Below are 21,447 nucleotides of genomic sequence, written 5' to 3'. Positions count from 1 at the left end.
CGCTTATTCTTTACCAATCAGCGCTAATTGTTTTGTTTTCTCAGCAATCTCATTTGGATCTACTTGACGGCGAGCTACTCCTGTCTCCATTGCAGCTTTCGCAACGTAAGCTGCCACTTGAGGCGCTACACGCGCGTCAAACGGTGCCGGAATGATATAGTCTGCATTCAACTCATCTTCTGCTACAAGCTCAGCAATAGCCTGTACAGCTGCCATCTTCATTTCTTCGTTAATTTGTGTCGCATGTACGTCAAGTGCACCACGGAAAATACCAGGGAACGCTAGTACATTATTTACTTGGTTCGCGAAGTCAGAACGACCCGTTCCAACAACAGCTGCGCCCGCTGCTTTTGCCAATTCTGGCATAATTTCTGGAACTGGATTCGCCATTGCAAAAATAATTGCATCGTCATTCATTGTACGAACCATCTCTTCTGTTAATGCACCTTCTGCAGATACACCAATGAATACGTCCGCACCTTGTACAACGTCAGCTAAAGAACCTTCGATACGATTCTTATTTGTATATTTTGCAACTTCATCCTTCACCGGATTCATCCCTGTAGGACGACCATCATAGATTGCGCCTTTACGGTCACACATAATAATGTCACGTACACCATAGCGATATAAAAGTTTAATAATTGCAATACCTGCTGCACCTGCGCCATTTGCGACAACTTTAATGTCAGACATTTTCTTTCCAACTAATTTTAGCGCGTTCACAAGACCTGCTACTGTTACGATAGCTGTTCCGTGTTGATCATCATGGAAGATAGGAATATTTGTTTCTTTTTTCAAACGTTCTTCAATAATGAAGCAGTTTGGTGCTGCGATATCCTCTAAGTTAACGCCGCCAAAAGTTGGCTCCATTAATTTTACAGTTTCAACAATTTTATCTACATCGTTTGTATTTAAGGCAATTGGGAATGCATCTACACCAGCAAAGCTCTTGAATAATACAGCTTTACCTTCCATTACTGGAAGAGATGCTTCAGGTCCAATGTTACCAAGACCAAGTACAGCCGTTCCATCTGTCACAACTGCTACCATATTTCCCTTCATCGTATATTCATATACCTTACTTTTATCGTCATAAATTTCCTTACAAGGTTCTGCAACCCCTGGAGAATATGCAAGACTTAAATCTTTTGCATTTTCTACTTTTACTTTTGATACAGTTTCTAATTTTCCTTGATGCACTTTATGCATGTGAAGTGCTTCTTCACGAAGTGTTGACAAACTATCCACTCTCCTCAAATTATTCTAGCTGATATCAATTTCTCCAAGTGGTCTGACCACGAACACTACTACTATAATAATCGAAGTGTAGGGAAATTGTCCATTATATTTTCACAACTACATTTTCTTCCCCGACAATTTCACGAAGTGCTCCTAAACATTCTTCACTTGGATGAATCGATAAACTTCGAGACAATTGTACCATTTTATGTTCCTTTTCATAATAAATTAGTACTTTCGCAAAACCTGAATAGTCAAACAATATTTTAGTAACCTGATTTAAAAGCTTTTTCTCATACTGAGACGACAATTTCACATAAACAGATGCATCTTTCTTTTCTTCATACACATCCATTTCTTCTAACGGATATAGTCCATTTACAATCCATTGCAACTTATGATTTCTAAGCTCAATCATGCCGTCAACTAAAACAATTGCTCCTTCTTGTAACTTATCTGAGAAATGTATATATGTTTCAGGGAAAAGAACTGCTTCCATTTCATCGTTTTGATCACAAAATGTAATAAACGCCATCTTTTGCAACTTTTTCGTACGAATCACTCTCACGCTTGTTATATACACGATAGCCCTTTGTACTTTTTTCTTATGTCGCATTGCCTGAGCGAGTGATGGAATTTCTAATTCTTTTGCTAACTTCACATACTGCGCTGTCGGATAGCTTGATAAATAAAAACCTAGTGCTTCCTTCTCTTTATTTAACTGTTCAATAAAAGAGAGCTCTTCTCCTTGCACGTATTTTGATTTTGGAACAGCATCTCCTAAATCACGTGCAAGATTTGCGTACTCTAACGCTCCTTTAAGGCTTTTCCATAAATTTGTTCTCGAAACACCAAAATCGTCAAAACACCCAGACCAGACGAATGCCTCTAAATTTCGCTCTGTTACAAACTTTGATGGCATGCGAAGACAAAATTCAAATAAATCTTCAAATACTTTTTTCTCTCGTTCTTCGAGTAATGCTGTCACTGTAGCCATTCCGATGTTTCGAATTGAAAGTAAGCTGTAACGTATCGCATTACCTTCTATTTGGAAATTGTAACCACTTCTCTGAAGAGATGGCGGCAAAACGTGAAAACCTTTCCGCTTCGTTTCTCGTATATACTGCACAATCTTATCTTCATTTCCAATTGCACTTGATAATAATGCTGTCATAAATTCCAGCGTATAATTCGCTTTTAAGTAAGCAAGCTGATATCCAATCATACTGTAGGCTACAGCGTGACTCCGGTTAAAACCGTAATTCGCAAATCTTACAATTAAATCGTAAATTTTCTCCGCGGATGTCTCGTCATAACCATTTTGTAAACAGCCTTGTACAAAATGCTTACGCTCCTGATCTAAAATATCACGATTTTTTTTACTCACTGCACGGCGTAATAAATCTGCTTCTCCGAGCGAGAATCCCGCCAACTTCGACGCAATTTGCATAATTTGTTCTTGGTATACAATTACACCGTATGTTCTTTCTAAAATCGGCTTTAAATCCGGATGTAAATATTCAATTTTTCTTTTTCCGTGCTTTGATTCAATAAAGGTTGGAATTTGTTCCATTGGTCCTGGCCTATATAACGAGTTAACAGCGACAATATCTTCAAATTCATTCGGTTTTAACCCGCGAAGTACATTTCGCATACCACCTGATTCAAGCTGGAATACACCTGTTGTATCCCCTCTACCTAACAATTGGAACGTCTTTTCATCTTGAAGTGGTAAATTTCTTAAATCAATTTGTGTCCCCGTCTTTTTCACGATAAACTTTATAATATTTTCAAGTAACGTTAAATTACGTAATCCTAAAAAATCCATCTTTAACAAACCAAGTTCTTCTAATGCATCAGCCGGGTATTGCGTAACATACACATCGTTATGCCCTTCTTGTATTGCAACACTTCCGGTTAACGGCTCTTGGCTCATAATAACGCCAGCTGCATGAATAGACGTATGACGTGGTAAGCCCTCTACACGTTTTGCAATTTCAAACACACGCTCATGTAACAGATTCCCTTGTATAAACTCACGGAGTGATTGCGATTCCTCATATGCATCTTTTAACGTTATACCAAGCTTTGATGGGATAAGTTTTGAGAATATGTCAATGTCTCTCGGTGGAAGCCCCATTACACGCGCAATATCTCTAATTGCCGCTTTCGCTGCAAGCGTCCCGAACGTTACAATTTGTGCAACACGCAGCTGACCATATTTATCTTTCACATATCGAATCATCTCATCACGTCTTATATCTGGAAAATCGATATCAATATCTGGAAGTGTCACACGTTCAGGGTTTAAAAATCTTTCAAATAATAGATCGTATTCAATCGGATCAATATCTGTAATTTCTAATACGTAAGAAACGAGTGAGCCGGCTGCCGATCCACGTCCTGGCCCTGTTAAAATATGATTTTCATGCGCATACTTCATAAAATCCCACACGATGAGGAAATAATCACTAAACCCCATACTAGAAATAACGTTTAATTCATGATTCAGACGCTTTATATGTACTTCTTTCGGCGTACCATATCGTTTCTGCAAGCCTTCTTCACAAACGCGGCGTAAATACATATCATTCGTCTCGTTAGCTGGAACAGGAAATTTCGGTAATTGATTTATATGAAACGGTATTTCTACTCTGCAACGTTCTGCAATTTCTACTGTGTTATAAATCGCTTCTTCTACGTGAGAAAATAGTGCTTCCATTTCATCTGATGATTTTAAATAATATTGATCAGTTTTCAACCTTGGTCTATCCGGATCAGTCATTTTCGTTCCACTTTCAACAGATAATAAGCACTCATGAACAAGTGCGTCACTTTGATTGATGTAGCGTACATCGTTTGTTGCAACGACTGGAACATTTATCCTACTCATAAATGCAGGTAATTTCTCTTGCAGGAGTAGTTCATCTTGAATCGCATGATGCTGCAAACTCATATAAAAATTGTCGAACATACTTTGATACATGCGAGCTACTTCTTCAGCTTGACTCTCTTTGTCTTCTAATAATAATTGTTCAATTTCCCCATCTTTACCTGGTGAAATAGCAATTAATCCTTTCGCATAATGGGCAAGCCACTTTTTCGGAATACCTTCTTTTGACTTCGTCATAATGCTACTAGAAATCTTTAATAAATTTTGATAGCCCATTTCATTTTCAGCAAGTAAAACAAGCGGATAAGATTTTTCCTCTTCTTCACTAAAAATAGAAGCTGTTAAGCCGATAATAGGCTCTATACCATGTTTCTTACATGCTTTATAAAACGGAATAACGCCATACATAACATTTTCGTCCGTAATAGCGAGTGACGAGAAACCAAGTTCTTTCGCCCTGACTACAAGCTCATCAATTTTACAAGCACTTTTTAATAAACTAAAAACGGTTTGACATTGTAAATGCACAAACTTCACTGTTGTACCCTCTCTTTACCAATCTGACTACTTTTATTATAGGTGATGAGGAAAGCGGAAATCAAAACATACTTCTTATACTTTGTCCATATATATGAAGAAGAAAGGGGAATGACGATGGATGTAAGAGAACATACTTTTTTCTCTCTGCTTATTATTAGTTATTTTATTGCCTTTGGGGTTATACTTGGTGGTTCATTAATTGGTGGATTTGGTGCATTTCTTATCGGAAAACCAACTCTAACTTACATTAATCAATTCGCCCAAAATTTAAGAATTTGGGCACTCGTTGCAGCAATTGGCGGAACATTTGATACTTTTTATAGCTTTGAAAGAAGTTTCTTTGGCGGGGATATGAAAGATATCGTAAAACAAATTCTCCTTATTTTTTTTGCAACGGGTGGTATGCAAACCGGTCTTATTATTATTAAATGGTTAACGCAGGAACATGTATGAGAGTACCAAGTGCCAATACAGCAAAAAAATGGTATTTAGTTTTAGCTGGTGCTGCTGTTGGAGGCGTGTTGAGCTGGTTTATTTTTTTGTTCATATACGGTGTTTTTCAAGAAGAACAAGCTAGTAAAATAGCAGAACAAAGAGAAATTATAGAAAAACAAGAAGCAAAGCTCCACGTCCTTCTCGAAGATCAAGAAAAATTGAATACAGAAAATAAACGACTCTTAACTATTCAAGAGATTAAAATAAAACTTATAAATCGAGAAAAATACGATTTAGACAACCTTACACTTGAAAACATGACTACCTCTATCCATAATGACCTCCAGCATCTTTTAACGAAAAACATACAAAGTATCGCAAAAAATAAAGACCTACTCAAAAAGGTAATAGAAAACAAGACGTACAAACATTACGATCGGCTATACCGTTTCAAAGTCGATACGATATCTTTTGATACAGTGCTTGAAATTAGCATTACGATAGAGAAAGAAAAATAAAGAAGGAGGACTTTAGCGCCGCTCCTTCTTTTCGTTTTCATATATAATCTCTTATCTACACAACTCACGTAAATCAGCAAAAAGACGATCCGCTTCTTCCCAAGAAGATGCTTTTGCACCAGAAGCCATCGGATGCCCTCCGCCATTATATTGCATTGCTAATTTATTTATCACTGGTCCTTTTGAACGAAGACGAACACGAATCACATCGTCTTCCTCTAAAAATAGAACCCACGACTTTAATCCATCAATATTACCAAGTGCTCCAACAACACCGGATGCCTCAGAAGGAAGTACATCAAACTTTTCTAATACTTCTTTCGTTAATTTAATGTAAGCTGCTCCTTCTTCTACCATCGTAAAGTTTTGTAAAATATAGCCGTTTAAACGAGCAATCTTTTCTTTCGTCTTATACATTTCATTGTATAAATCTGTGAATTTCACATCCATATCAACAAGCTCACTCACGTAACGAAGTGTTTTCGCTGTTGTATTCGGGAATAAGAAACGACCTGTATCCCCAACAATACCCGCTAAAATAAGACGAGCTGCTTCTTTCGTTATCTGTAATCCTTTATCTTTTCCATAACTGTAAAATTCATAAATCATTTCACTTGTAGAACTTGATGTCGTATCTACCCACGTAATATCTCCGTACGGATCTTCATTCGGATGATGATCAATTTTAATTAACATCTTCCCTTTTGCATAGCGTTGATCGTCAACACGTTCTTGGTTCGCAGTATCACATACGATAACAAGTGCATTTTCATATACACTATCTTCAATATCATCCATTACTCGTAAATATTCTAGTGACGATTCATTGTACCCAACCGTATAAATATTTTTCTCTGGAAACGATTCTTGTAGAATTGTACCAAGACCTCCCTGTGAACCTAATGCATCTGGATCTGGACGCACATGACGATGAATAATAATTGTATCAAACTCTTTAATTGCTCTTAAAATTTGCTCATGCATATGTATAATCTCCTTTTTACTCAACTTCTTCACTTTAACGTGCAGTAAAAGCCCAATTGGTGCGGGCAAATCATTAGCGCAGAAACATCCTCACACTAATTAAAGTTTCACTTTATCCTCCATTATAACGGAAAGTATTTCATACATGCGAACAATTGCTTTATAATAGAAATTAGAAAGTTTAGATATTTCTTTTTTCTCCACTATTATTTTTCACAAAGCGATGGGAGTGTTCATGATGCCAGTATTAGTCTTCTGTATTATCGTCTCATTTATGTTGTACCTCTTCTACAAAACAAAATACTTTCGTACAAACCGCCCAATGGAGAAAGGTTGGCTCTCAGGAAAATCCGCAATGGCACTTGGTTCATTCGTCTTATTCTTTGGGATAAACCAATTCTTTTTAGAACTTTCAACCGCTCGAATTATCGTTGGTGTTTTATTTGTTCTATTTGGTAGTGCAAGTGCATTTAATGGATTTCGCCAATACAAACATTTCTTACCATTAGCAGTTGAAGAAGCTGAATCTGTCTGAAGCAGTGCAAAAAAAGCATCAACATTGTGATGCTTTTTTACGTCCCTTAACTTTTAAAATCATATATGCGACAAACGCAGATGGTATATTAAATGGGTTGCCCTGCACATGAAGATGTAATTGTTCTTCCCCAAAAGACATTCTTTCATATAACTCTCGCTGAGATAATCCTGTTTTTTTCTTTTTTTCATGTAAACCTTGTAAGTATAAATATTGAATCGGTATCATTATAAGAAAGTAAAAGAGTGCGATACTACCAAAAAAGAGTACTGTTGATGACATAATGCATACCACCTTTCGTAAATCCATTTTCTTACAATTTAATTATAACATAGTCTAGCATTTAATTAAATTAATATTCTGTTTTTTAATCAGACAATTGTCTCACCACATAATTCTTCTTCGACATACTGAATATATCGCCGAATAAAAGCATCAGGTTTTTTTCTAATAGGTTCAATATCAAGTCTTAATGGTATTTTTCCTGCCATATAAAAGATTCTTGAAGCGGTCCCAAGTCGAATGGCTGATTCTGAAATATTTTCCCCATATCCCATCATAAAATTCCCCCATGCATCTTCTAACTGTCCCGAAGCAATTAAATGCAATCTTGGAACACCAATATCAAACTCTTTATAGCCAAATCCACATTCATCAAAATCGAGTAAATACCAATCCTCTTTGTCTACAAGAATATTTCCAAAATGCATATCTCCGTGAACAAATTGTTTTTCTCCCAATTGAATTGAGTTTGTAAGTTCTTGTATTCTTTCTGCAATTCTCAAGCATTTATTTTTATCCTCATAAGATAAAAAAGAAGTATTTAATAAACATTGTAAAGACTCATGAATCATCTTTTGCTCGCTATATATAGGTCTTTCATAACCTCTCCAAGTTTGCGACACTCTTTTAAGCACTCCATTTGTTTTTTCATGAAACATTCGCATTAATGCTCCAAGTTTTTCATAATCTTTATCCTTTGGTTCTATAATTTCACTTCCATTTATAAACCTAAAGACAACAAAATACTGGATACTTCCCTCATCTTTCATAACAGGTGTGACCCAGTCACCATCTTTATTTACAACTACTTCTGGTACTAACATTTGTTTTTGCAACGCTATTAACCAATGTATTTCAGCTTCTATTTGCTCGGCTGTATAACGTCCTTCTCTATACTGCCTAACCACAAATTTATTTTTATCCGATTCGAATATATATGTTTGATTTTCTCCCCCATGCAACAATGACACTTTCGTAAGACTATTTAAATTATATTGCTTACATAACTGCTCTTTAATGTAAAAATCCATTCTTCTCCCCCTAGTTCATATAGTGAAGCATCGTTTCCCCTATCCAATTACACTATTCTTATCTTTTAATGATTAGTAGCGTAATCGACTAACAACCAATTTTCTATCCACATTGATACATATCCCTCTATTTTTTCACTTCTCTACTAAAACGCCCACTGAACTTAAGTAATAGCTTCAAAATCCAATAAAACAATATAAAGTTAAAGAAAAAGCCTAATGGATTAAACGAAATTTTCCATCCATCATAATAAATGAAATTTTCTGCTGGTATACCAAAGTAAAGAAAATCGCTATTATTTTCTCCAGTTGTAGGGGCAAAGGAACAAATAATAGCGAAAATCAAACTTACTACATACAATTTCTTTTTATTTGAATCCATTCTTCTATGTGTTAACACATAAAAAGTTATTGCAAATACTACACCTAAAAAGAGAACTATTACTCCCATTCGACACCTCCACAATTATTGTTCAAGCATCTTCAAATGATTACATGTTCCTATTTATAAATATGAAACAGAACGTGATTTATTTTTCTCTTTCGCAATTCAAAGCATGCTAGATTCAGTTGCTAACTACATTTTAAAACTCCCTCATGTAGCGTTCTAAAAAAAATGGAACAAACCAAAGCGGTCTGCTCCATCTTTTTATTTATCGATCAACTGCACCATAAGTAATGCTTTCCCGACGACATTACCTTCATGATGCACTTCTACATCAACCTTACCAAATTTACGTCCAATTTCTAATACTTTCGGATGAACCGATACAACATTGTCAATTTGAACTGGTTTTACGAAATAAATTGTTAAGTTCTCAACAATTAAATCACTCTTCTTTTGCGCACGAATAACGCGATTCGTTGCTTCTGTCACAATTGTTGCGAATACACCATAAGATAACGTTCCGATTGAATTCGTCATTTGCGGCGTCACTGAAAATTGATATAAATGTTCATTTTTCGCTTCTTTCGGCGTCATAAATTGATTCGTTACAATATCATCGATTGTTTCGCCGACTTGTGGTTGGCGCTGAATCATTTGCAACGCCTGAAGTACATCTTGACGACTAATAATACCTTGCAACTTATTTCCTTCATCAACAACAGGAAGTAACTCAATACCTTCCCACACCATCATACGTGCCGCAGCTGCGACAGACATTTTTCCATTTACCGTAATTGGATGCTTTGTCATTACTTTATCAATTGGTGTTTCTTTTACAACACCAATCATATCCTTAGAAGTCACAATACCTAATACCTTTTTATTTTCATCAACAATCGGATATCTTCCGTGCATCGTCTCTTCGTTATACGCATGCCATTGCTGCACTGTATCATTTGGTTTTAAATATAACGTTTCTTCAATTGGCGTTAAAATATCTTCAACGAGTACAATTTCTTTCTTAATCAGCTGATCGTAAATCGCACGGTTAATTAACGTTGCAACTGTAAATGTATCGTAACTACTTGAAATAATCGGCAGTTTTAATTCATCTGCTAATTTCTTCACATGATCTTCCGTATCAAATCCGCCCGTAATTAATACAGCGGCTCCAGTTTCTAACGCTAATTGATGCGCGTTCGTACGGTTACCGACAATAAGTAAGTTTCCAGCTTCTGTATAGCGCATCATAGCTTCTAATTTCATTGCCCCGATTACGAATTTATTTAACGTTTTATGTAGTCCTTCTCTGCCTCCAAGTACTTGGCCATCAACAATGTTAACAACTTCTGCATATGTCAACTTTTCAATATTTTCTTTCTTCTTTTGTTCAATTCGAATGGTTCCGACACGTTCAATCGTACTAACATACCCTTTATTTTCTGCATCTTTAATTGCACGGTAAGCTGTCCCTTCACTTACACTCAAATCTTTTGCAATTTGCCTTACAGAAATTTTATGCCCTACTGGCAGGCTATTAATATGTTCTAAAATTTGGTTATGCTTGGTAGCCAAATGGTTTCACCATACTTTCTTTTCCCTAAATTCTTCATGTGTTGTATTTTCAGTATACTATATTTTCAAAACTGTTACACTCTCTCTTTATATATCTGTACTATTTTTTTTATAACAAAATACGCCTTACATGACACTACTTCTTCTATTACAACAATGTAATGGTATTGTCATCTCGTTCGATAGTTTGTCCAGCCGCTTCCATATACAATGAAGACAAGAAATGAAACAAAGGAGCGGATACATGATGAAAAAATTATTAGAGGTTGTAGGTGCTGTATTTTTAGCTTTCGTAGACGGAAAAAAAGTTGCAATGGAATTGAATGAAACACCTGAACAGCCACTTCCAAAAAGAAAAGAATCGTCAAAACAAGTACAACCTTTAAAAGCTGTCCTACACACGTAAAAAACCCTTCACTTGTCTTTTCAAATGAAGGGTTTCTTTTCTATAGTGTAATACTTTCTCCAGCTTCTAATACTTTTCCTGTACAATTTTGTAGCTTTTCTACAAATTGATATGGATCTTGTTCAATAACCGGGAACGTATTGTAATGCATCGGTACAACAGTTTTCGCCTGAACCCATTTTGCTGCTAAAACAGCATCTTCTGGTCCCATTGTGAAATTATCACCAATTGGTAAAAATGCTACATCAATGTTATTTAGCTCCCCAATTAATTTCATATCAGAGAATAGAGCAGTATCCCCTGCATGATACACAGTTTTTTCTTCTGCTGTAAATAAAATACCTGCTGGCATACCTGTATATGTAATCGTCTTATTTTCTTCATTAATATAACTAGAACCGTGGAATGCTTGTGTAAACTTCACTTTTCCGAAGTCAAATTCATGCGAACCACCAATATGCATCGGATGTGTATTTACACCTTGCCAACTTAAAAATGTCGCTAGTTCAAATGGTGCCACAACAACTGCATTATTTTTCTTCGCAAGCTCTACTGTATCTCCAACATGATCACCATGTCCATGCGATAAAAGAATTGCATCTACTTTGACATCTTCAGCCTTTAAATCCGCTGTCGGATTTCCAGTTAAAAATGGGTCAATTAAAATCACTTTTCCATTCGTTTCAATCTTTACAACTGAATGCCCGTGATAAGATACTTTCATTACTACATTCCTCCCCTATTCACATTCTCATTTTTTATTCTACATGATTTTTCAATTCCCTGTCTTTTCTAACATCTATTTACTTGTCATAACGCTTTCTTCCGATGTAAAGTTATATTTGTAATTAAATATCTCGGGGGTGCCAATCGATGAATGCTAGATTAGAAAATTTAATGCAATGGCTAAAAGAAAAAAACGTAGAAGCTGCGTTCTTAACTTCTACACCAAACGTTTTCTACATGACAAACTTCCACTGCGAACCACACGAAAGACTTCTTGGTATGTTTGTATTCCAAGAAAAAGAACCTATTTTAATTTGCCCTAAAATGGAAGAAGGTCAAGCGCGTAACGCTGGCTGGGCACATGAAATTATCGGATTTACTGATACTGACAGACCATGGGATATGATTGCAAAAGCAATTAAAGACCGCGGCATCAATGCAAATGCAGTTGCAATTGAAAAAGAACATTTAAACGTAGAGCGCTACGAAGAATTAACAAAGTTATTCCCAAATGCAGCTTTCAAATCAGCTGAGGAAAAAGTTCGTGAACTTCGCTTAATTAAAGATGAAAAAGAACTTTCTATTTTACGCGAAGCAGCTAAAATGGCAGATTACGCTGTTGAAGTGGGTGTAAATGCAATTAAAGAAAATCGTAGCGAGCTAGAAGTATTAGCAATTATTGAACACGAATTAAAAACAAAAGGCATACATAAAATGTCATTTGATACGATGGTATTAGCAGGTGCAAACTCTGCTCTTCCACACGGTATTCCAGGTGCAAATAAAATGAAACGCGGCGATTTCGTACTATTTGATTTAGGCGTAATCATTGAAGGTTATTGCTCTGACATTACACGTACAGTAGCATTCGGTGAAATTTCTGAAGAACAAACTCGCATTTATAACACTGTACTTGCTGGACAACTACAAGCAGTTGAAGCATGTAAACCAGGTGTTACACTTGGTGCAATCGACAATGCTGCTCGTTCTGTTATCACAGATGCAGGTTACGGCGACTTCTTCCCACACCGACTTGGTCACGGACTTGGAATTAGCGTACACGAATATCCAGATGTAAAAGCTGGTAACGAGTCTCCATTAAAAGAAGGTATGGTCTTCACAATCGAGCCCGGTATTTACGTACCAAACGTAGGTGGCGTTCGTATTGAAGATGATATTTATATCACAAAAGACGGATCAGAAATTTTAACGAAATTCCCGAAAGAATTACAATTTGTAAAATAATAAAAAGGCAGCGTGATTGCTGCCTTTTTCTATTTCTCCACTATTTCAAATTTCTCTACAATCATTTTTGCTGGATAGCTTTCAAGTATTTGAGAAAACCATACTTTTATTCTATCCCCTGTTTTTAACTGTTTATATGTGCCTTTATCTTTAAAGCTCAAAACTATATGTGATGGATGCTCTTTATTTATTTGTTGTTCCATATAATGTTGCAATTCTACTTTTGTATTAAACGTTTTATCATCTACAAAAAACACCGTGTCATTTCTTACTATGACATCCCCCTCTTCAGGTACTTTTTTTACTGCTACTTGCTCTACTTGTTTTGTAGTACACGCTGATAATATGACTAGAAATACACTTAAAAACATAATAATTTTCATATGCCTATTCATTTTTAACTCCTTACTCTAAGCTATTTCAAATTTAACACCATCTTCTCCTCATACTTATCATCCCATTTAATCACAACCTCTATCGGTTCATCTTTAGATAGAGGTGCACAACTTACACAAGAAGACTTCATTTCAATCGTTACTCCTTTATGAACTTCTGACGTTTCTTTCATTGCACTAAAGGCTCCATTAATAGCAATCTCTAAATTTTTAAATTCTGTATTTCCATCTCCGCCCTTATACTGAAACGTAAACATTCCATCTTCACTGTCATCCTTAATATATCCTTTATATTGCCCCGTCCAACTTTTGCTCTCACTAGAAAAAGTAACATACGAAATCGAACAACTTCCTAAAAAGAAAATACTAATAAAAAAGAATAATGCTCTCTTCATAATGCCCCTCCATTCAAAAGCACTTATTTATTGTCTATTTCTTCCTCTTATTATATTATAAAAATACAGAATTTTCTAAAATAGGAGGTTTATATGTTACAACAACAGTTAGAAGAAATTCGTAATAATAATTACATACCGAATAAAACACTTAACATTGATTCTTTAAGTTCCAATATGCTTGAGCATATCGGTGTTACCGATAGCTATTTAAGAGACAAGCTCATCTACTCTACTTTTTATCATCTCATCAAAAAGGACTACATTTCACACACACAATTACAGAAACTATTATTAGAAAGCATGAGTGAAAAATATTTATTGTATAAAATTCATTCGGATGACGAAGATGCTGTATTTACCCGCGCATTTACGACATTATTACTTGCGCTCATTATTGATGCTGATACAAAATATAATTTCTTATCACAGAATGAGATTTTAACTGTAAAAGATCAATTGATTCTATATATGAACAATGAACATGATTTCCGTGGATATGTTAAAGACCACGGCTGGGCACACAGTATCGCTCATGCTTCTGATACATTTGAAGCGCTTGTTCGTAGTCCTAAACTGGAAACTTTATATTACGAAGAAATATTACAAACTTTATTAAACAAAGTTTGTGTCCATTCTATTTACTACAAATATGAAGAAGACGAGCGTCTCGTTTATCCGATTGTCGCAATGCTACAAAATGGTCTAAAGGAAGAAAAACTCATATTAGCCCTTCATGATTTAGTAGCTCAATTACCCGTCAAAAAACAAACATTACATATTGAATCGTACGAGTACCTATACGGAAATATAAAATCTTTCTTACGTAGTTTGTTTTTCCGACTACGCACACTGTCTATATGTGAAGAAACCGAATGCAAAATTGAAAAATTGCTACGAGAACTTCCAAAATATTATTAAAAAAAGAAGGTCACTTAGAAAGTACCTTCTTCTATTTCACTAATATTTAATTGAAATTTCACGATCCAAACTGAGAAAAGGTGGACAAGAATCGCAAACGCCATACATGCTCCGCTTAAAAAAGTTAGTATAGGATGCGAATACACGTGCCCTAATCCATAGGATATCGCCACGAAAAACATTGTTATGTAAATATAAATTGCTCCATGTATTTGCCTCATATAAACCTCCTTTTCCCATATTATAACATAAATTTTCTGATTATTCACATTAATAGCTTGTAATCAATATTTCTCAACTGTTACACCTCTAACAGCAGCCTTAATATATGGTGCTCCTTGTAAACTTTGTAAATCCTCTGTTTTTCCTGTTACGACTACACCGTATATTGGTAGGTCTTTTGGTTTCGTGTTTTTTATTTCTTTATAATATTGTTCAAAATAATCACTTGGTATACCTTCACTATTTTTTGCTAAATACTTCATTTGGTATAGAAACTCTTTTGAGTTTATTGTTACATCATTTTTCACATCTTCTTTTACTTTTGCATAACTCCCTTCAAACCCAAAAACATTTTTAGCCATTTCTGCATTTAATATTGCGCCATTTTTAGGATCTTTTAGCCCTACATAAGAATCACTTTTCTTTTCATTATATGTATCTACCCAAAACCAAACTGGCTGTACACTTTTGGGAAGCATCTCAGTAATTTGTTCAACTGTATACGATTTATCAAAAGATAAGGCTACTTCTGCAACTTTATTTTGCAAATCCCCAATATTTTTCAGGTCATCCACATAATTTTTATAAGTAACGAAAGGTAAATAAAACCTCATTTCTCTTTGCATTGTTTGTACATTATAGTCTGGTATCGCAACAGCCTCTTCACCCCTTTTTTCCTCATCTAAACTAACAAGCTCACCATTGTAGTGCTTCATACTATAATCCCATATGCCAGATTCATATATATCATTTACCCATTTTACTGGTTGGCCAGCTATATTTTTATACGAGTTATATATTACCGTACTCCCTGTAACACCGAGACTTAAATACATACTTCCACTGAAACGAATATTAGGGCCTTGAACCCTATGTAGTGCATTCATTTCTCTTTCCATTTTTCTAAACGTTTGCTGAGAAAAATACGCTGCTCCCAAAAACAAACTTACTATAACAATAATGGACGCACAAATAGAAATAAGCCAATTTCTCCAAAGTTGCTTCCGCTTCGCTCTCTTCATCAAAACTTTCATCTGCTTATCATCCATATTCAAATCAAAGTCTTTCCGACTCATCGTTTCTCCTCCTATACAATTTTTTAAATTGATTTCTTGCACGGTACAAACTTGTTTTTACTGTATCTTCTTTCATACTTAATAAAATGGCAATTTCCTTATAAGATAGTTCATATTCATATTTCAACAGTAAAATATGACGATAATCCTCCGTCATCGTCTCCAATATTTCTTGTACCTCGCCTTGTAGTTCACTTGTTAAAAGCACTTCATCTAATGACTTTTGGCCAATAAGAACGACAGATTCAATCGCAATGGGATTTAGCCTTTTTTCTTTCCGATATAAATCTCGGTGTTGATTGATTGCAACCCTAAAGAGCCACGGTGTTAAATGCTCTAACGGTATTTCCTCCATAAGCAATAAAGCTTTATACAGCGTATCTTGCACAATATCTTCCGCTTCTTTTCTATCTGCTCCAATCTTAATTAAGTATCCAAACACAGCTTTTGACTTCTCTATTAATAACGATTCAAACGTATCATGACTCATTCTGCTCTCCCTTCTATATACTCAACGTTTGAGAGCGTAAAATGTATACAGCTTTTCTATAATTTTTTTCAAAATAAAAAGCACACCTATTTTGATGTGCTTCTCTCCAACATCCTATTCTATTATTTCATCGCTTCCTTCACAACATCTTGAATCATAACGACTTCTGTTTTCATATCAACAGACGGTGCTTCTTCATCAATACATTCATACCAAAACGCTACATGCTTTTTATCAATTTCATGATGAGAATTTTCGACAAGAGCCCCGCCTTCTCCTTGCACAGAATACCAATATAAGTACTCTTCTCCATCTCTTATTTCCCGGAAAATTGTCTCAACGTACATCTTCTCGTCGTTTAGTGTCAAAAGCACTTCTTTCATATTGTCATTAAGAAGCTGCATCCATTCATCTACACGATGACTTTTACCTTGTTTCACTTTAAATCTCGTTAACTCCACATTCATTTTTATTCCCCCGTTTTCTTACGTACAAACAATCTATATTCTATTGGATTATAAAAACGTAATTTACTAGCTAATTTCCGCGAAGGAATATTGTCTACATAACAATCCCAGCACGGTGTAATATCATTTTGCATGCAATGTTCAATGAACCGTGTTGCAACAGCTTGGGCTAATCCTTTCCCTTGATATGCTTTATGCGTCGCAATATCAATTTCAGCAAATCCATTCCCATTAAATATCGAAACACATTCAGCTACAATTATCCCATCTTGTTCTATACAAAATCCGAAACCACCGTTCAAAAATAGCTCTTTTGATCCCCAATATTCTTTATAATACTCCTCTGTAAATTCATTGCTTCGTTCTATATCACTTTTATTAATACGCTTCACTTCATATGTATTTTTGTTTGAATCTCGTTTTCTCTCTTCAAAAATTTCTCGTTGAAATTTCATTCGCGGGATGTTCCGAAGTGTATTACTAAAACGCTCTTCTAACATCATTTCCCACTCGTCACTCGAAGTGAACAACGTAAATCTCTTCTCTGTTTTTTCAATAGCCATTTTTAAATGCGCAAATAAATATTCGTTATAATTTTGATCATCCGTATCACCAAATAAATAATAGATACCGTTAGCTGTACGAATTAGTCCTGCTGTTAACTTCTCGTTTGCAAAAACTTCACCATCTATCATTTGATCACATACCGCATGAGCAAAGGTTGTTGTCCTTGTATGACCTTCTAAAGTCGGAAGGATTTTTCTATACTCGGCTACAGATAATTTTTTCATAATTGCTCCACTTTAATCGTATCAGCCTCTATATTTTCAAAACAAAGATTTACCGTTCTCTTGAATGCTCTCGTTCTATGAATCGTGCATGCTGGAATTAAGATAGAATCATTTGGCTTTAAAACCGCCGTTTCTCCATCTTCAAAATCGATCAGTAGTTCTCCCTCTAGCACAATAAATAATTCATCCGAATTAGAATGATAGTGCCAATCATATTCACCAGTAAATACAGCGATTCGTAAGCAATGACTATTTACATTTGAAACGACAAAATTTTTATGTTGATCTTGAATGTCCTTCGATAATTCTATTAAATTCACAGTTTCCATCTTTCGTCCCACCCTTTCATTAGTCGTTCTTCTGAAAAACTAATTTAGTCTCCACCACCTCCGCAATCTCCTCCACTATCACTTGAGCTGCTACAATCATTGCTACTGTAGTCACCGAATCCACTTGATGAGCTTGAAGCGTATGAAGATTTTTTTCTTCTTTTTCTATCTTTTTTACTTTCATGACTAGGCCACACTTTATCAAATAATATAAAGAATAAGAATCCTTCTACCATAACAAGTATAACGCCAAAAATACCTTCAATAACATTAGGGGTTATCCCCAAATTGTTAACCATCCCACATAAAAACACGCAAAAAATCACATACAAGAACATACAAATATACCGAAATGTTTTTTCTATCATAATAACTACTTTTTTTGAAAGAGGTATGTTCTGTTCCTGTTTTTTCTTTATATACTTTTGTCTTTTAGCTTGCTTTTTCTTCCTATTTTTACTCCCCATTGAATCCCCTCTATCGACTTTCGTTTTTTTCATTCAATTCCAAATTATCACAAAAAACAACATCATAACAAGCTATATTTCACGTAAAGTTTTATTTACTTATTTCCTAAAAATGGATATAATGAGTGTAACAAATTTACAAAAAGGAGACCTTGTATATTTGATTAAAAATAAGGTGAAACAATTCCGCGTCGTTAGAGACATCACTCAAGAGCAATTAGCTTCCTCTGTTCAAATCACCAGACAATCCCTCATCGCTATCGAGAAGAATAAATACAACCCAAGTTTAGAATTAGCATTGAAATTATGTGAGTTTTTCAACTGTAAAGTAGAAGATTTATTTCAATTAGATAAAACTGGGGAGGAAAAAGAATGAAAAATGCTTTTACTCAAAAGTTCATTTCACATCTTACTTTTTTAGTGTTAGGATCATCTTTTCTTTATTTCAATAGTACTGACGAAGAAAAGATTAGTTCTGTCCTTCTATTCGCTGGCGTATACATACTCTTATCCTTAATACTATTCGTAGTGAAACGAATATTCTTTAAGAAAAAAAAGAGCGTTTCCGAGAAATATCTATTACCTGAGATGGATGAAAGAATCGAGAAAATGAGTTTAAAACTTATGGCACAAATTTTCGGTCTCTCTCATTTAGTCGGCTCTACGATACTATTTATTTTATATCTCACTGACAAAAACTCGATGATACGAGTTGAGTATGCCTTATATTACTTGTTCGGCATTCTTTTCTTTACAATGATGTTCGGATTGAAAATTGTAAAGAAACTAGACAATTAATCAAAATAAAAAGACCCTCCTTACAGAAGGAGGGTCTTACATATATCTTTATTATGATAAAGCAGGAGCTTTTTCAAGAAGCTCTTTCGCATCAGCATATTGTAAACCGTGTGCTTCTGCAACTGCTTCGAATGTTACATAGCCATCTAATGTGTTAATACCTTTTAATAATGCAGTGTTGCCTAAGCAAGCATCTTTGTAGCCTTTGTTCGCAATTTGTACTGCATATGGTACTGTTACGTTTGTTAATGCAAGAGTTGATGTACGTGGAACTGCTCCTGGCATATTAGCAACTGCATAATGAACAACGCCATGTTTTTCGTAAGTTGGGTTGTCGTGAGTTGTAATACGGTCAGTTGTTTCGAAAATACCACCTTGGTCAATCGCGATATCTACAACGACAGAACCTGGTTCCATTGATTGAATCATTTCTTCTGTTACAAGTTTTGGCGCTTTTGCACCTGGGATTAATACTGCACCGATTACAAGATCAGACTCTTTTACAGCTTCTGCAATGTTGTATGGATTAGACATTAAAGTTTTTACTTGGTTTCCGAAAATGTCATCTAGTTGACGAAGACGTTCTGCACTTAAATCGATGATTGTTACATCTGCACCTAAACCTACTGCAATCTTCGCTGCGTTTGTACCAGCTTGACCACCGCCGATAATTGTTACTTTGCCGCGTTTTACCCCTGGAACGCCTGCAAGTAAAATACCTTTACCGCCTTTGTTTTTCTCAAGGAATTGTGCACCGATTTGTGCAGACATACGACCAGCTACTTCACTCATAGGTGCAAGTAATGGTAAAGAACGATTGTCTAACTGTACTGTTTCGTATGCAATTGATACAACTTTGTTATCAATTAATGCTTTCGTTAATTCTGGTTCTGGAGCTAAGTGTAAGTATGTGAATAAAATTAAACCTTCGCGGAAATAACCGTACTCACTTGCAACTGGCTCTTTTACCTTCATAACCATATCTTGATTCCATGCTTCTTCAGCAGTTTCAACAAGTTTTGCACCAGCTTGTACGTATTCTTCATCTGTAAAGCCAGATCCTAAACCTGCTCCTTTTTGAACAAAAACTTCATGACCATTTTGTACTAAGTGTACTGCTCCCGCTGGCGTCATTGCCACGCGGTTTTCATTGTTTTTAATTTCTGTTGGAATACCGATACGCATTATTAGTTCCCCCTTGAGTTATGAAATGACCCCTGAATCATTTTTTAAAGCGCTTTCTACGCTCTTATATTTTAACATAATATCTCAATATTTGACAAAAAATAATACAAGTTTTCCGATGGATTTAATCTTACATGAAAGGACAGTATTATCCACACCTCTCAGCATACAGGATAAACTGTCCAATTATACGAAACTTCAATTTATTTCGCTCTATCGATGTCTATGAATAACATCTACTGCACCAGTTACTTCAATAATTGTACCGGTAATCATATCGGAATCTTCCTCACATAAAAACGAAATCGTTCTTGCGATATCTTCACCTGTTCCAGATCTACCAATTGGTGTGTTACGTTCTTTCAACTGACGTGCTTCTTGAATTGTCGCTTCTTTCATTTCACCAATAATATCACCAGGACATACCATGTTCGCAGTAATACCATATTCTGCTTCTTCATAAGCAACTGTTTTAGTTAATGAAACAAGTCCTACTTTCGCTGCTGCAAAAGCTGAACGATAAATCCATCCTGGTGCGCTATCTGCCCCTTGGAATCCGTAATTAATAATACGGCCAAAGTTCTGTTTTCTCATAATCGGAACGACAAGTTTCAACAAATGAAACACCGCTGTTAAATTACCCTGAATCATTTCATTCCATTCGTCTTCTTCATAATCGACTAACTTTTTTCGTTCAAATACATATGGACCAGCATTATTAATTAAAAAGTCAATTTTGCCAAAACGGCTTATCGCTTCTTCTACTATTTTATGTAAATCTTCCTTTTTCGTGACATCCGCTTGCACAAATTGTAGACGCTCTTCCATATTTTTATATGTTTCTTTCATCGTTTCCATAGCCGCCATATCGCTATGGTATGTTACTGTTACTGAATATCCTTTAGCCAATAACTTTTCTGTTACTTGCTTTCCTAAACCTTTCGTACCGGCTGTAATGAGCGCGTGTCTCACAAACATGCCTCCTTTTAAATTGCTATACTTCATATGTAACAAGTTCTCGCCCCAATTACAACTAAAATGAATTAAAGCAAAGTTTTCAAAATTCTGTAACGTTTACGGTAAGCACATTACCAAAATTTGTTTTATAATA

General features: G+C 35.4%; 27 protein-coding genes. 8 read left to right on the top strand and 19 right to left on the bottom strand.

What is annotated here, in order from left to right:
* Positions 1–3: 3 nt before the first annotated feature.
* Together QEP67_RS04425 and dnaE are read right to left on the bottom strand one after the other, a co-directional pair.
* Positions 4–1,212, bottom strand: coding sequence for a malic enzyme-like NAD(P)-binding protein (locus QEP67_RS04425; protein WP_161796084.1), 1,209 nt, complete (start codon positions 1,210–1,212; stop codon positions 4–6).
* Between the two features lie 133 nt (positions 1,213–1,345).
* Entirely contained in the window at positions 1,346–4,672 is a 3,327-nt protein-coding gene (gene dnaE / locus QEP67_RS04420; RefSeq protein ID WP_000673707.1) for a DNA polymerase III subunit alpha, read from the bottom strand.
* 42 nt (positions 4,673–4,714) lie between these two features.
* On the opposite strand from dnaE, the gene QEP67_RS04415 reads away from it, so the two are divergent.
* A complete protein-coding gene (locus tag QEP67_RS04415) occupies positions 4,715–5,128 on the top strand; it encodes a YtrH family sporulation protein (protein WP_002008713.1) in 414 nt (137 codons plus the stop codon).
* Positions 5,125–5,628, top strand: a complete 504-nt coding sequence (gene ytrI, locus QEP67_RS04410) for a sporulation membrane protein YtrI (RefSeq protein ID WP_001265725.1) — start codon at positions 5,125–5,127, stop codon at positions 5,626–5,628. Before QEP67_RS04415 ends, ytrI begins: the two co-directional genes overlap by 4 nt.
* A gap of 51 nt (positions 5,629–5,679) precedes the next feature.
* Here the strand turns inward: ytrI and QEP67_RS04405 are convergent, their stop codons facing one another.
* On the bottom strand, positions 5,680–6,612 hold the full coding sequence (locus tag QEP67_RS04405) for a bifunctional oligoribonuclease/PAP phosphatase NrnA (protein WP_353706529.1): 933 nt from the start codon (positions 6,610–6,612) through the stop codon (positions 5,680–5,682).
* A 238-nt stretch (positions 6,613–6,850) separates the two neighbouring features.
* Here QEP67_RS04405 and QEP67_RS04400 point away from each other — a divergent pair, with 238 nt between their 5' ends.
* Positions 6,851–7,147, top strand: coding sequence for a YtpI family protein (locus QEP67_RS04400; RefSeq protein ID WP_001144768.1), 297 nt, complete (start codon positions 6,851–6,853; stop codon positions 7,145–7,147).
* 18 nt (positions 7,148–7,165) lie between these two features.
* Here the strand turns inward: QEP67_RS04400 and QEP67_RS04395 are convergent, their stop codons facing one another.
* The 4 genes from QEP67_RS04395 to QEP67_RS04380 all read right to left on the bottom strand — a co-directional run bounded on the left by QEP67_RS04395 (position 7,166) and on the right by QEP67_RS04380 (position 10,423).
* Positions 7,166–7,429: a DUF3949 domain-containing protein gene (locus QEP67_RS04395; protein ID WP_000099734.1), complete on the bottom strand. Its 264-nt coding sequence runs from the start codon at positions 7,427–7,429 to the stop codon at positions 7,166–7,168.
* Positions 7,430–7,518: 89 nt separating this feature from the next.
* A complete protein-coding gene (locus tag QEP67_RS04390; protein WP_048565765.1) occupies positions 7,519–8,460 on the bottom strand; it encodes a phosphotransferase in 942 nt (313 codons plus the stop codon).
* 127 nt (positions 8,461–8,587) lie between these two features.
* Positions 8,588–8,911, bottom strand: coding sequence for a hypothetical protein (locus QEP67_RS04385; RefSeq protein ID WP_353706528.1), 324 nt, complete (start codon positions 8,909–8,911; stop codon positions 8,588–8,590).
* Positions 8,912–9,109: 198 nt separating this feature from the next.
* Positions 9,110–10,423 carry a CBS domain-containing protein gene (locus QEP67_RS04380; RefSeq protein WP_000201589.1) on the bottom strand — a complete coding sequence of 438 codons (1,314 nt, stop codon included), beginning with the start codon at positions 10,421–10,423 and terminating at the stop codon, positions 9,110–9,112.
* 244 nt (positions 10,424–10,667) lie between these two features.
* On the opposite strand from QEP67_RS04380, the gene QEP67_RS04375 reads away from it, so the two are divergent.
* Positions 10,668–10,829, top strand: coding sequence for a hypothetical protein (locus QEP67_RS04375; protein ID WP_000976301.1), 162 nt, complete (start codon positions 10,668–10,670; stop codon positions 10,827–10,829).
* A 40-nt stretch (positions 10,830–10,869) separates the two neighbouring features.
* Here the strand turns inward: QEP67_RS04375 and QEP67_RS04370 are convergent, their stop codons facing one another.
* Positions 10,870–11,553: a metal-dependent hydrolase gene (locus tag QEP67_RS04370; RefSeq protein WP_000868947.1), complete on the bottom strand. Its 684-nt coding sequence runs from the start codon at positions 11,551–11,553 to the stop codon at positions 10,870–10,872.
* A gap of 149 nt (positions 11,554–11,702) precedes the next feature.
* Here QEP67_RS04370 and pepQ point away from each other — a divergent pair, with 149 nt between their 5' ends.
* The gene (gene pepQ, locus QEP67_RS04365; protein WP_000994038.1) at positions 11,703–12,800 is read left to right on the top strand and encodes a Xaa-Pro dipeptidase; all 1,098 of its coding nucleotides are present in this window, start codon (positions 11,703–11,705) and stop codon (positions 12,798–12,800) included.
* A gap of 29 nt (positions 12,801–12,829) precedes the next feature.
* On the opposite strand, the gene QEP67_RS04360 is transcribed toward pepQ, so the two are convergent.
* Together QEP67_RS04360 and QEP67_RS04355 are read right to left on the bottom strand one after the other, a co-directional pair.
* Positions 12,830–13,195 carry a DUF3221 domain-containing protein gene (locus QEP67_RS04360; protein ID WP_001079367.1) on the bottom strand — a complete coding sequence of 122 codons (366 nt, stop codon included), beginning with the start codon at positions 13,193–13,195 and terminating at the stop codon, positions 12,830–12,832.
* Between the two features lie 20 nt (positions 13,196–13,215).
* A complete protein-coding gene (locus tag QEP67_RS04355) occupies positions 13,216–13,590 on the bottom strand; it encodes a hypothetical protein (protein WP_000816715.1) in 375 nt (124 codons plus the stop codon).
* Between the two features lie 93 nt (positions 13,591–13,683).
* Here QEP67_RS04355 and QEP67_RS04350 point away from each other — a divergent pair, with 93 nt between their 5' ends.
* The gene (locus QEP67_RS04350; protein ID WP_000941482.1) at positions 13,684–14,511 is read left to right on the top strand and encodes a DUF2785 domain-containing protein; all 828 of its coding nucleotides are present in this window, start codon (positions 13,684–13,686) and stop codon (positions 14,509–14,511) included.
* Positions 14,512–14,525: 14 nt separating this feature from the next.
* Here QEP67_RS04350 and QEP67_RS04345 read toward each other — a convergent pair whose 3' ends face one another.
* The 7 genes from QEP67_RS04345 to QEP67_RS04315 form a co-directional block, all read right to left on the bottom strand.
* Positions 14,526–14,732 (bottom strand): hypothetical protein, encoded by a 207-nt coding sequence (locus tag QEP67_RS04345; RefSeq protein WP_001248904.1) that lies wholly within the window; start codon positions 14,730–14,732, stop codon positions 14,526–14,528.
* 63 nt (positions 14,733–14,795) lie between these two features.
* The gene (locus tag QEP67_RS04340; protein WP_000087170.1) at positions 14,796–15,809 is read right to left on the bottom strand and encodes an anti sigma factor C-terminal domain-containing protein; all 1,014 of its coding nucleotides are present in this window, start codon (positions 15,807–15,809) and stop codon (positions 14,796–14,798) included.
* Positions 15,790–16,299 carry a sigma-70 family RNA polymerase sigma factor gene (locus tag QEP67_RS04335; protein WP_000017719.1) on the bottom strand — a complete coding sequence of 170 codons (510 nt, stop codon included), beginning with the start codon at positions 16,297–16,299 and terminating at the stop codon, positions 15,790–15,792. Before QEP67_RS04335 ends, QEP67_RS04340 begins: the two co-directional genes overlap by 20 nt.
* Positions 16,300–16,421: 122 nt before the next feature.
* Positions 16,422–16,766 (bottom strand): DUF6176 family protein, encoded by a 345-nt coding sequence (locus QEP67_RS04330; protein ID WP_001100229.1) that lies wholly within the window; start codon positions 16,764–16,766, stop codon positions 16,422–16,424.
* A gap of 2 nt (positions 16,767–16,768) precedes the next feature.
* Entirely contained in the window at positions 16,769–17,557 is a 789-nt protein-coding gene (locus tag QEP67_RS04325) for a GNAT family N-acetyltransferase (RefSeq protein ID WP_000736761.1), read from the bottom strand.
* A complete protein-coding gene (locus tag QEP67_RS04320; protein ID WP_000450923.1) occupies positions 17,554–17,886 on the bottom strand; it encodes a cupin domain-containing protein in 333 nt (110 codons plus the stop codon). Before QEP67_RS04320 ends, QEP67_RS04325 begins: the two co-directional genes overlap by 4 nt.
* A 44-nt stretch (positions 17,887–17,930) precedes the next feature.
* Positions 17,931–18,353, bottom strand: a complete 423-nt coding sequence (locus QEP67_RS04315; RefSeq protein WP_000534973.1) for a hypothetical protein — start codon at positions 18,351–18,353, stop codon at positions 17,931–17,933.
* Positions 18,354–18,465: 112 nt separating this feature from the next.
* Here QEP67_RS04315 and QEP67_RS04310 point away from each other — a divergent pair, with 112 nt between their 5' ends.
* Together QEP67_RS04310 and QEP67_RS04305 are read left to right on the top strand one after the other, a co-directional pair.
* Positions 18,466–18,729, top strand: a complete 264-nt coding sequence (locus QEP67_RS04310; RefSeq protein ID WP_033658700.1) for a helix-turn-helix transcriptional regulator — start codon at positions 18,466–18,468, stop codon at positions 18,727–18,729.
* Complete coding sequence (locus QEP67_RS04305) at positions 18,726–19,151, top strand: hypothetical protein (protein ID WP_000786133.1); 426 nt, start codon at positions 18,726–18,728, stop codon at positions 19,149–19,151. The genes QEP67_RS04310 and QEP67_RS04305 overlap by 4 nt, the downstream gene beginning before the upstream one ends.
* A gap of 51 nt (positions 19,152–19,202) precedes the next feature.
* Here QEP67_RS04305 and ald read toward each other — a convergent pair whose 3' ends face one another.
* Both ald and QEP67_RS04295 read right to left on the bottom strand, forming a co-directional pair.
* Positions 19,203–20,336 carry an alanine dehydrogenase gene (gene ald / locus QEP67_RS04300; RefSeq protein WP_001219405.1) on the bottom strand — a complete coding sequence of 378 codons (1,134 nt, stop codon included), beginning with the start codon at positions 20,334–20,336 and terminating at the stop codon, positions 19,203–19,205.
* A 213-nt stretch (positions 20,337–20,549) separates the two neighbouring features.
* A complete protein-coding gene (locus tag QEP67_RS04295) occupies positions 20,550–21,341 on the bottom strand; it encodes an SDR family oxidoreductase (RefSeq protein ID WP_048565831.1) in 792 nt (263 codons plus the stop codon).
* Positions 21,342–21,447 lie beyond the last annotated feature (106 nt).

It is taken from the genome of Bacillus cereus group sp. MS39 (assembly GCF_040448665.1).
In the GTDB taxonomy this organism is placed as follows: Bacteria; Bacillota; Bacilli; order Bacillales; family Bacillaceae_G; genus Bacillus_A; species Bacillus_A wiedmannii.
This window is presented reverse-complemented; position numbering and strand designations above follow the sequence as displayed.

Excerpts from the sequence above, each read along its gene's own strand:
- QEP67_RS04340 (WP_000087170.1), bottom strand. The coding sequence starts at position 15,809 with ATGAGTCGGAAAGACTTTGATTTGAATATGGATGATAAGCAGATGAAA.
- QEP67_RS04310 (WP_033658700.1), top strand. The coding sequence starts at position 18,466 with ATGGATATAATGAGTGTAACAAATTTACAAAAAGGAGACCTTGTATAT.
- QEP67_RS04405 (WP_353706529.1), bottom strand. The coding sequence starts at position 6,612 with ATGCATGAGCAAATTTTAAGAGCAATTAAAGAGTTTGATACAATTATT.
- QEP67_RS04355 (WP_000816715.1), bottom strand. The coding sequence starts at position 13,590 with ATGAAGAGAGCATTATTCTTTTTTATTAGTATTTTCTTTTTAGGAAGT.
- QEP67_RS04360 (WP_001079367.1), bottom strand. The coding sequence starts at position 13,195 with ATGAATAGGCATATGAAAATTATTATGTTTTTAAGTGTATTTCTAGTC.
- ald (WP_001219405.1), bottom strand. The coding sequence starts at position 20,336 with ATGCGTATCGGTATTCCAACAGAAATTAAAAACAATGAAAACCGCGTG.
- QEP67_RS04395 (WP_000099734.1), bottom strand. The coding sequence starts at position 7,429 with ATGTCATCAACAGTACTCTTTTTTGGTAGTATCGCACTCTTTTACTTT.
- QEP67_RS04425 (WP_161796084.1), bottom strand. The coding sequence starts at position 1,212 with ATGCATAAAGTGCATCAAGGAAAATTAGAAACTGTATCAAAAGTAAAA.
- QEP67_RS04390 (WP_048565765.1), bottom strand. The coding sequence starts at position 8,460 with ATGGATTTTTACATTAAAGAGCAGTTATGTAAGCAATATAATTTAAAT.
- QEP67_RS04325 (WP_000736761.1), bottom strand. The coding sequence starts at position 17,557 with ATGAAAAAATTATCTGTAGCCGAGTATAGAAAAATCCTTCCGACTTTA.
- QEP67_RS04305 (WP_000786133.1), top strand. The coding sequence starts at position 18,726 with ATGAAAAATGCTTTTACTCAAAAGTTCATTTCACATCTTACTTTTTTA.
- QEP67_RS04375 (WP_000976301.1), top strand. The coding sequence starts at position 10,668 with ATGATGAAAAAATTATTAGAGGTTGTAGGTGCTGTATTTTTAGCTTTC.
- QEP67_RS04320 (WP_000450923.1), bottom strand. The coding sequence starts at position 17,886 with ATGGAAACTGTGAATTTAATAGAATTATCGAAGGACATTCAAGATCAA.
- QEP67_RS04335 (WP_000017719.1), bottom strand. The coding sequence starts at position 16,299 with ATGAGTCATGATACGTTTGAATCGTTATTAATAGAGAAGTCAAAAGCT.
- ytrI (WP_001265725.1), top strand. The coding sequence starts at position 5,125 with ATGAGAGTACCAAGTGCCAATACAGCAAAAAAATGGTATTTAGTTTTA.
- QEP67_RS04330 (WP_001100229.1), bottom strand. The coding sequence starts at position 16,766 with ATGAATGTGGAGTTAACGAGATTTAAAGTGAAACAAGGTAAAAGTCAT.
- QEP67_RS04400 (WP_001144768.1), top strand. The coding sequence starts at position 6,851 with ATGCCAGTATTAGTCTTCTGTATTATCGTCTCATTTATGTTGTACCTC.
- QEP67_RS04295 (WP_048565831.1), bottom strand. The coding sequence starts at position 21,341 with ATGAAGTATAGCAATTTAAAAGGAGGCATGTTTGTGAGACACGCGCTC.
- QEP67_RS04370 (WP_000868947.1), bottom strand. The coding sequence starts at position 11,553 with ATGAAAGTATCTTATCACGGGCATTCAGTTGTAAAGATTGAAACGAAT.
- QEP67_RS04345 (WP_001248904.1), bottom strand. The coding sequence starts at position 14,732 with ATGAGGCAAATACATGGAGCAATTTATATTTACATAACAATGTTTTTC.
- pepQ (WP_000994038.1), top strand. The coding sequence starts at position 11,703 with ATGAATGCTAGATTAGAAAATTTAATGCAATGGCTAAAAGAAAAAAAC.
- QEP67_RS04385 (WP_353706528.1), bottom strand. The coding sequence starts at position 8,911 with ATGGGAGTAATAGTTCTCTTTTTAGGTGTAGTATTTGCAATAACTTTT.
- QEP67_RS04350 (WP_000941482.1), top strand. The coding sequence starts at position 13,684 with ATGTTACAACAACAGTTAGAAGAAATTCGTAATAATAATTACATACCG.
- QEP67_RS04315 (WP_000534973.1), bottom strand. The coding sequence starts at position 18,353 with ATGGGGAGTAAAAATAGGAAGAAAAAGCAAGCTAAAAGACAAAAGTAT.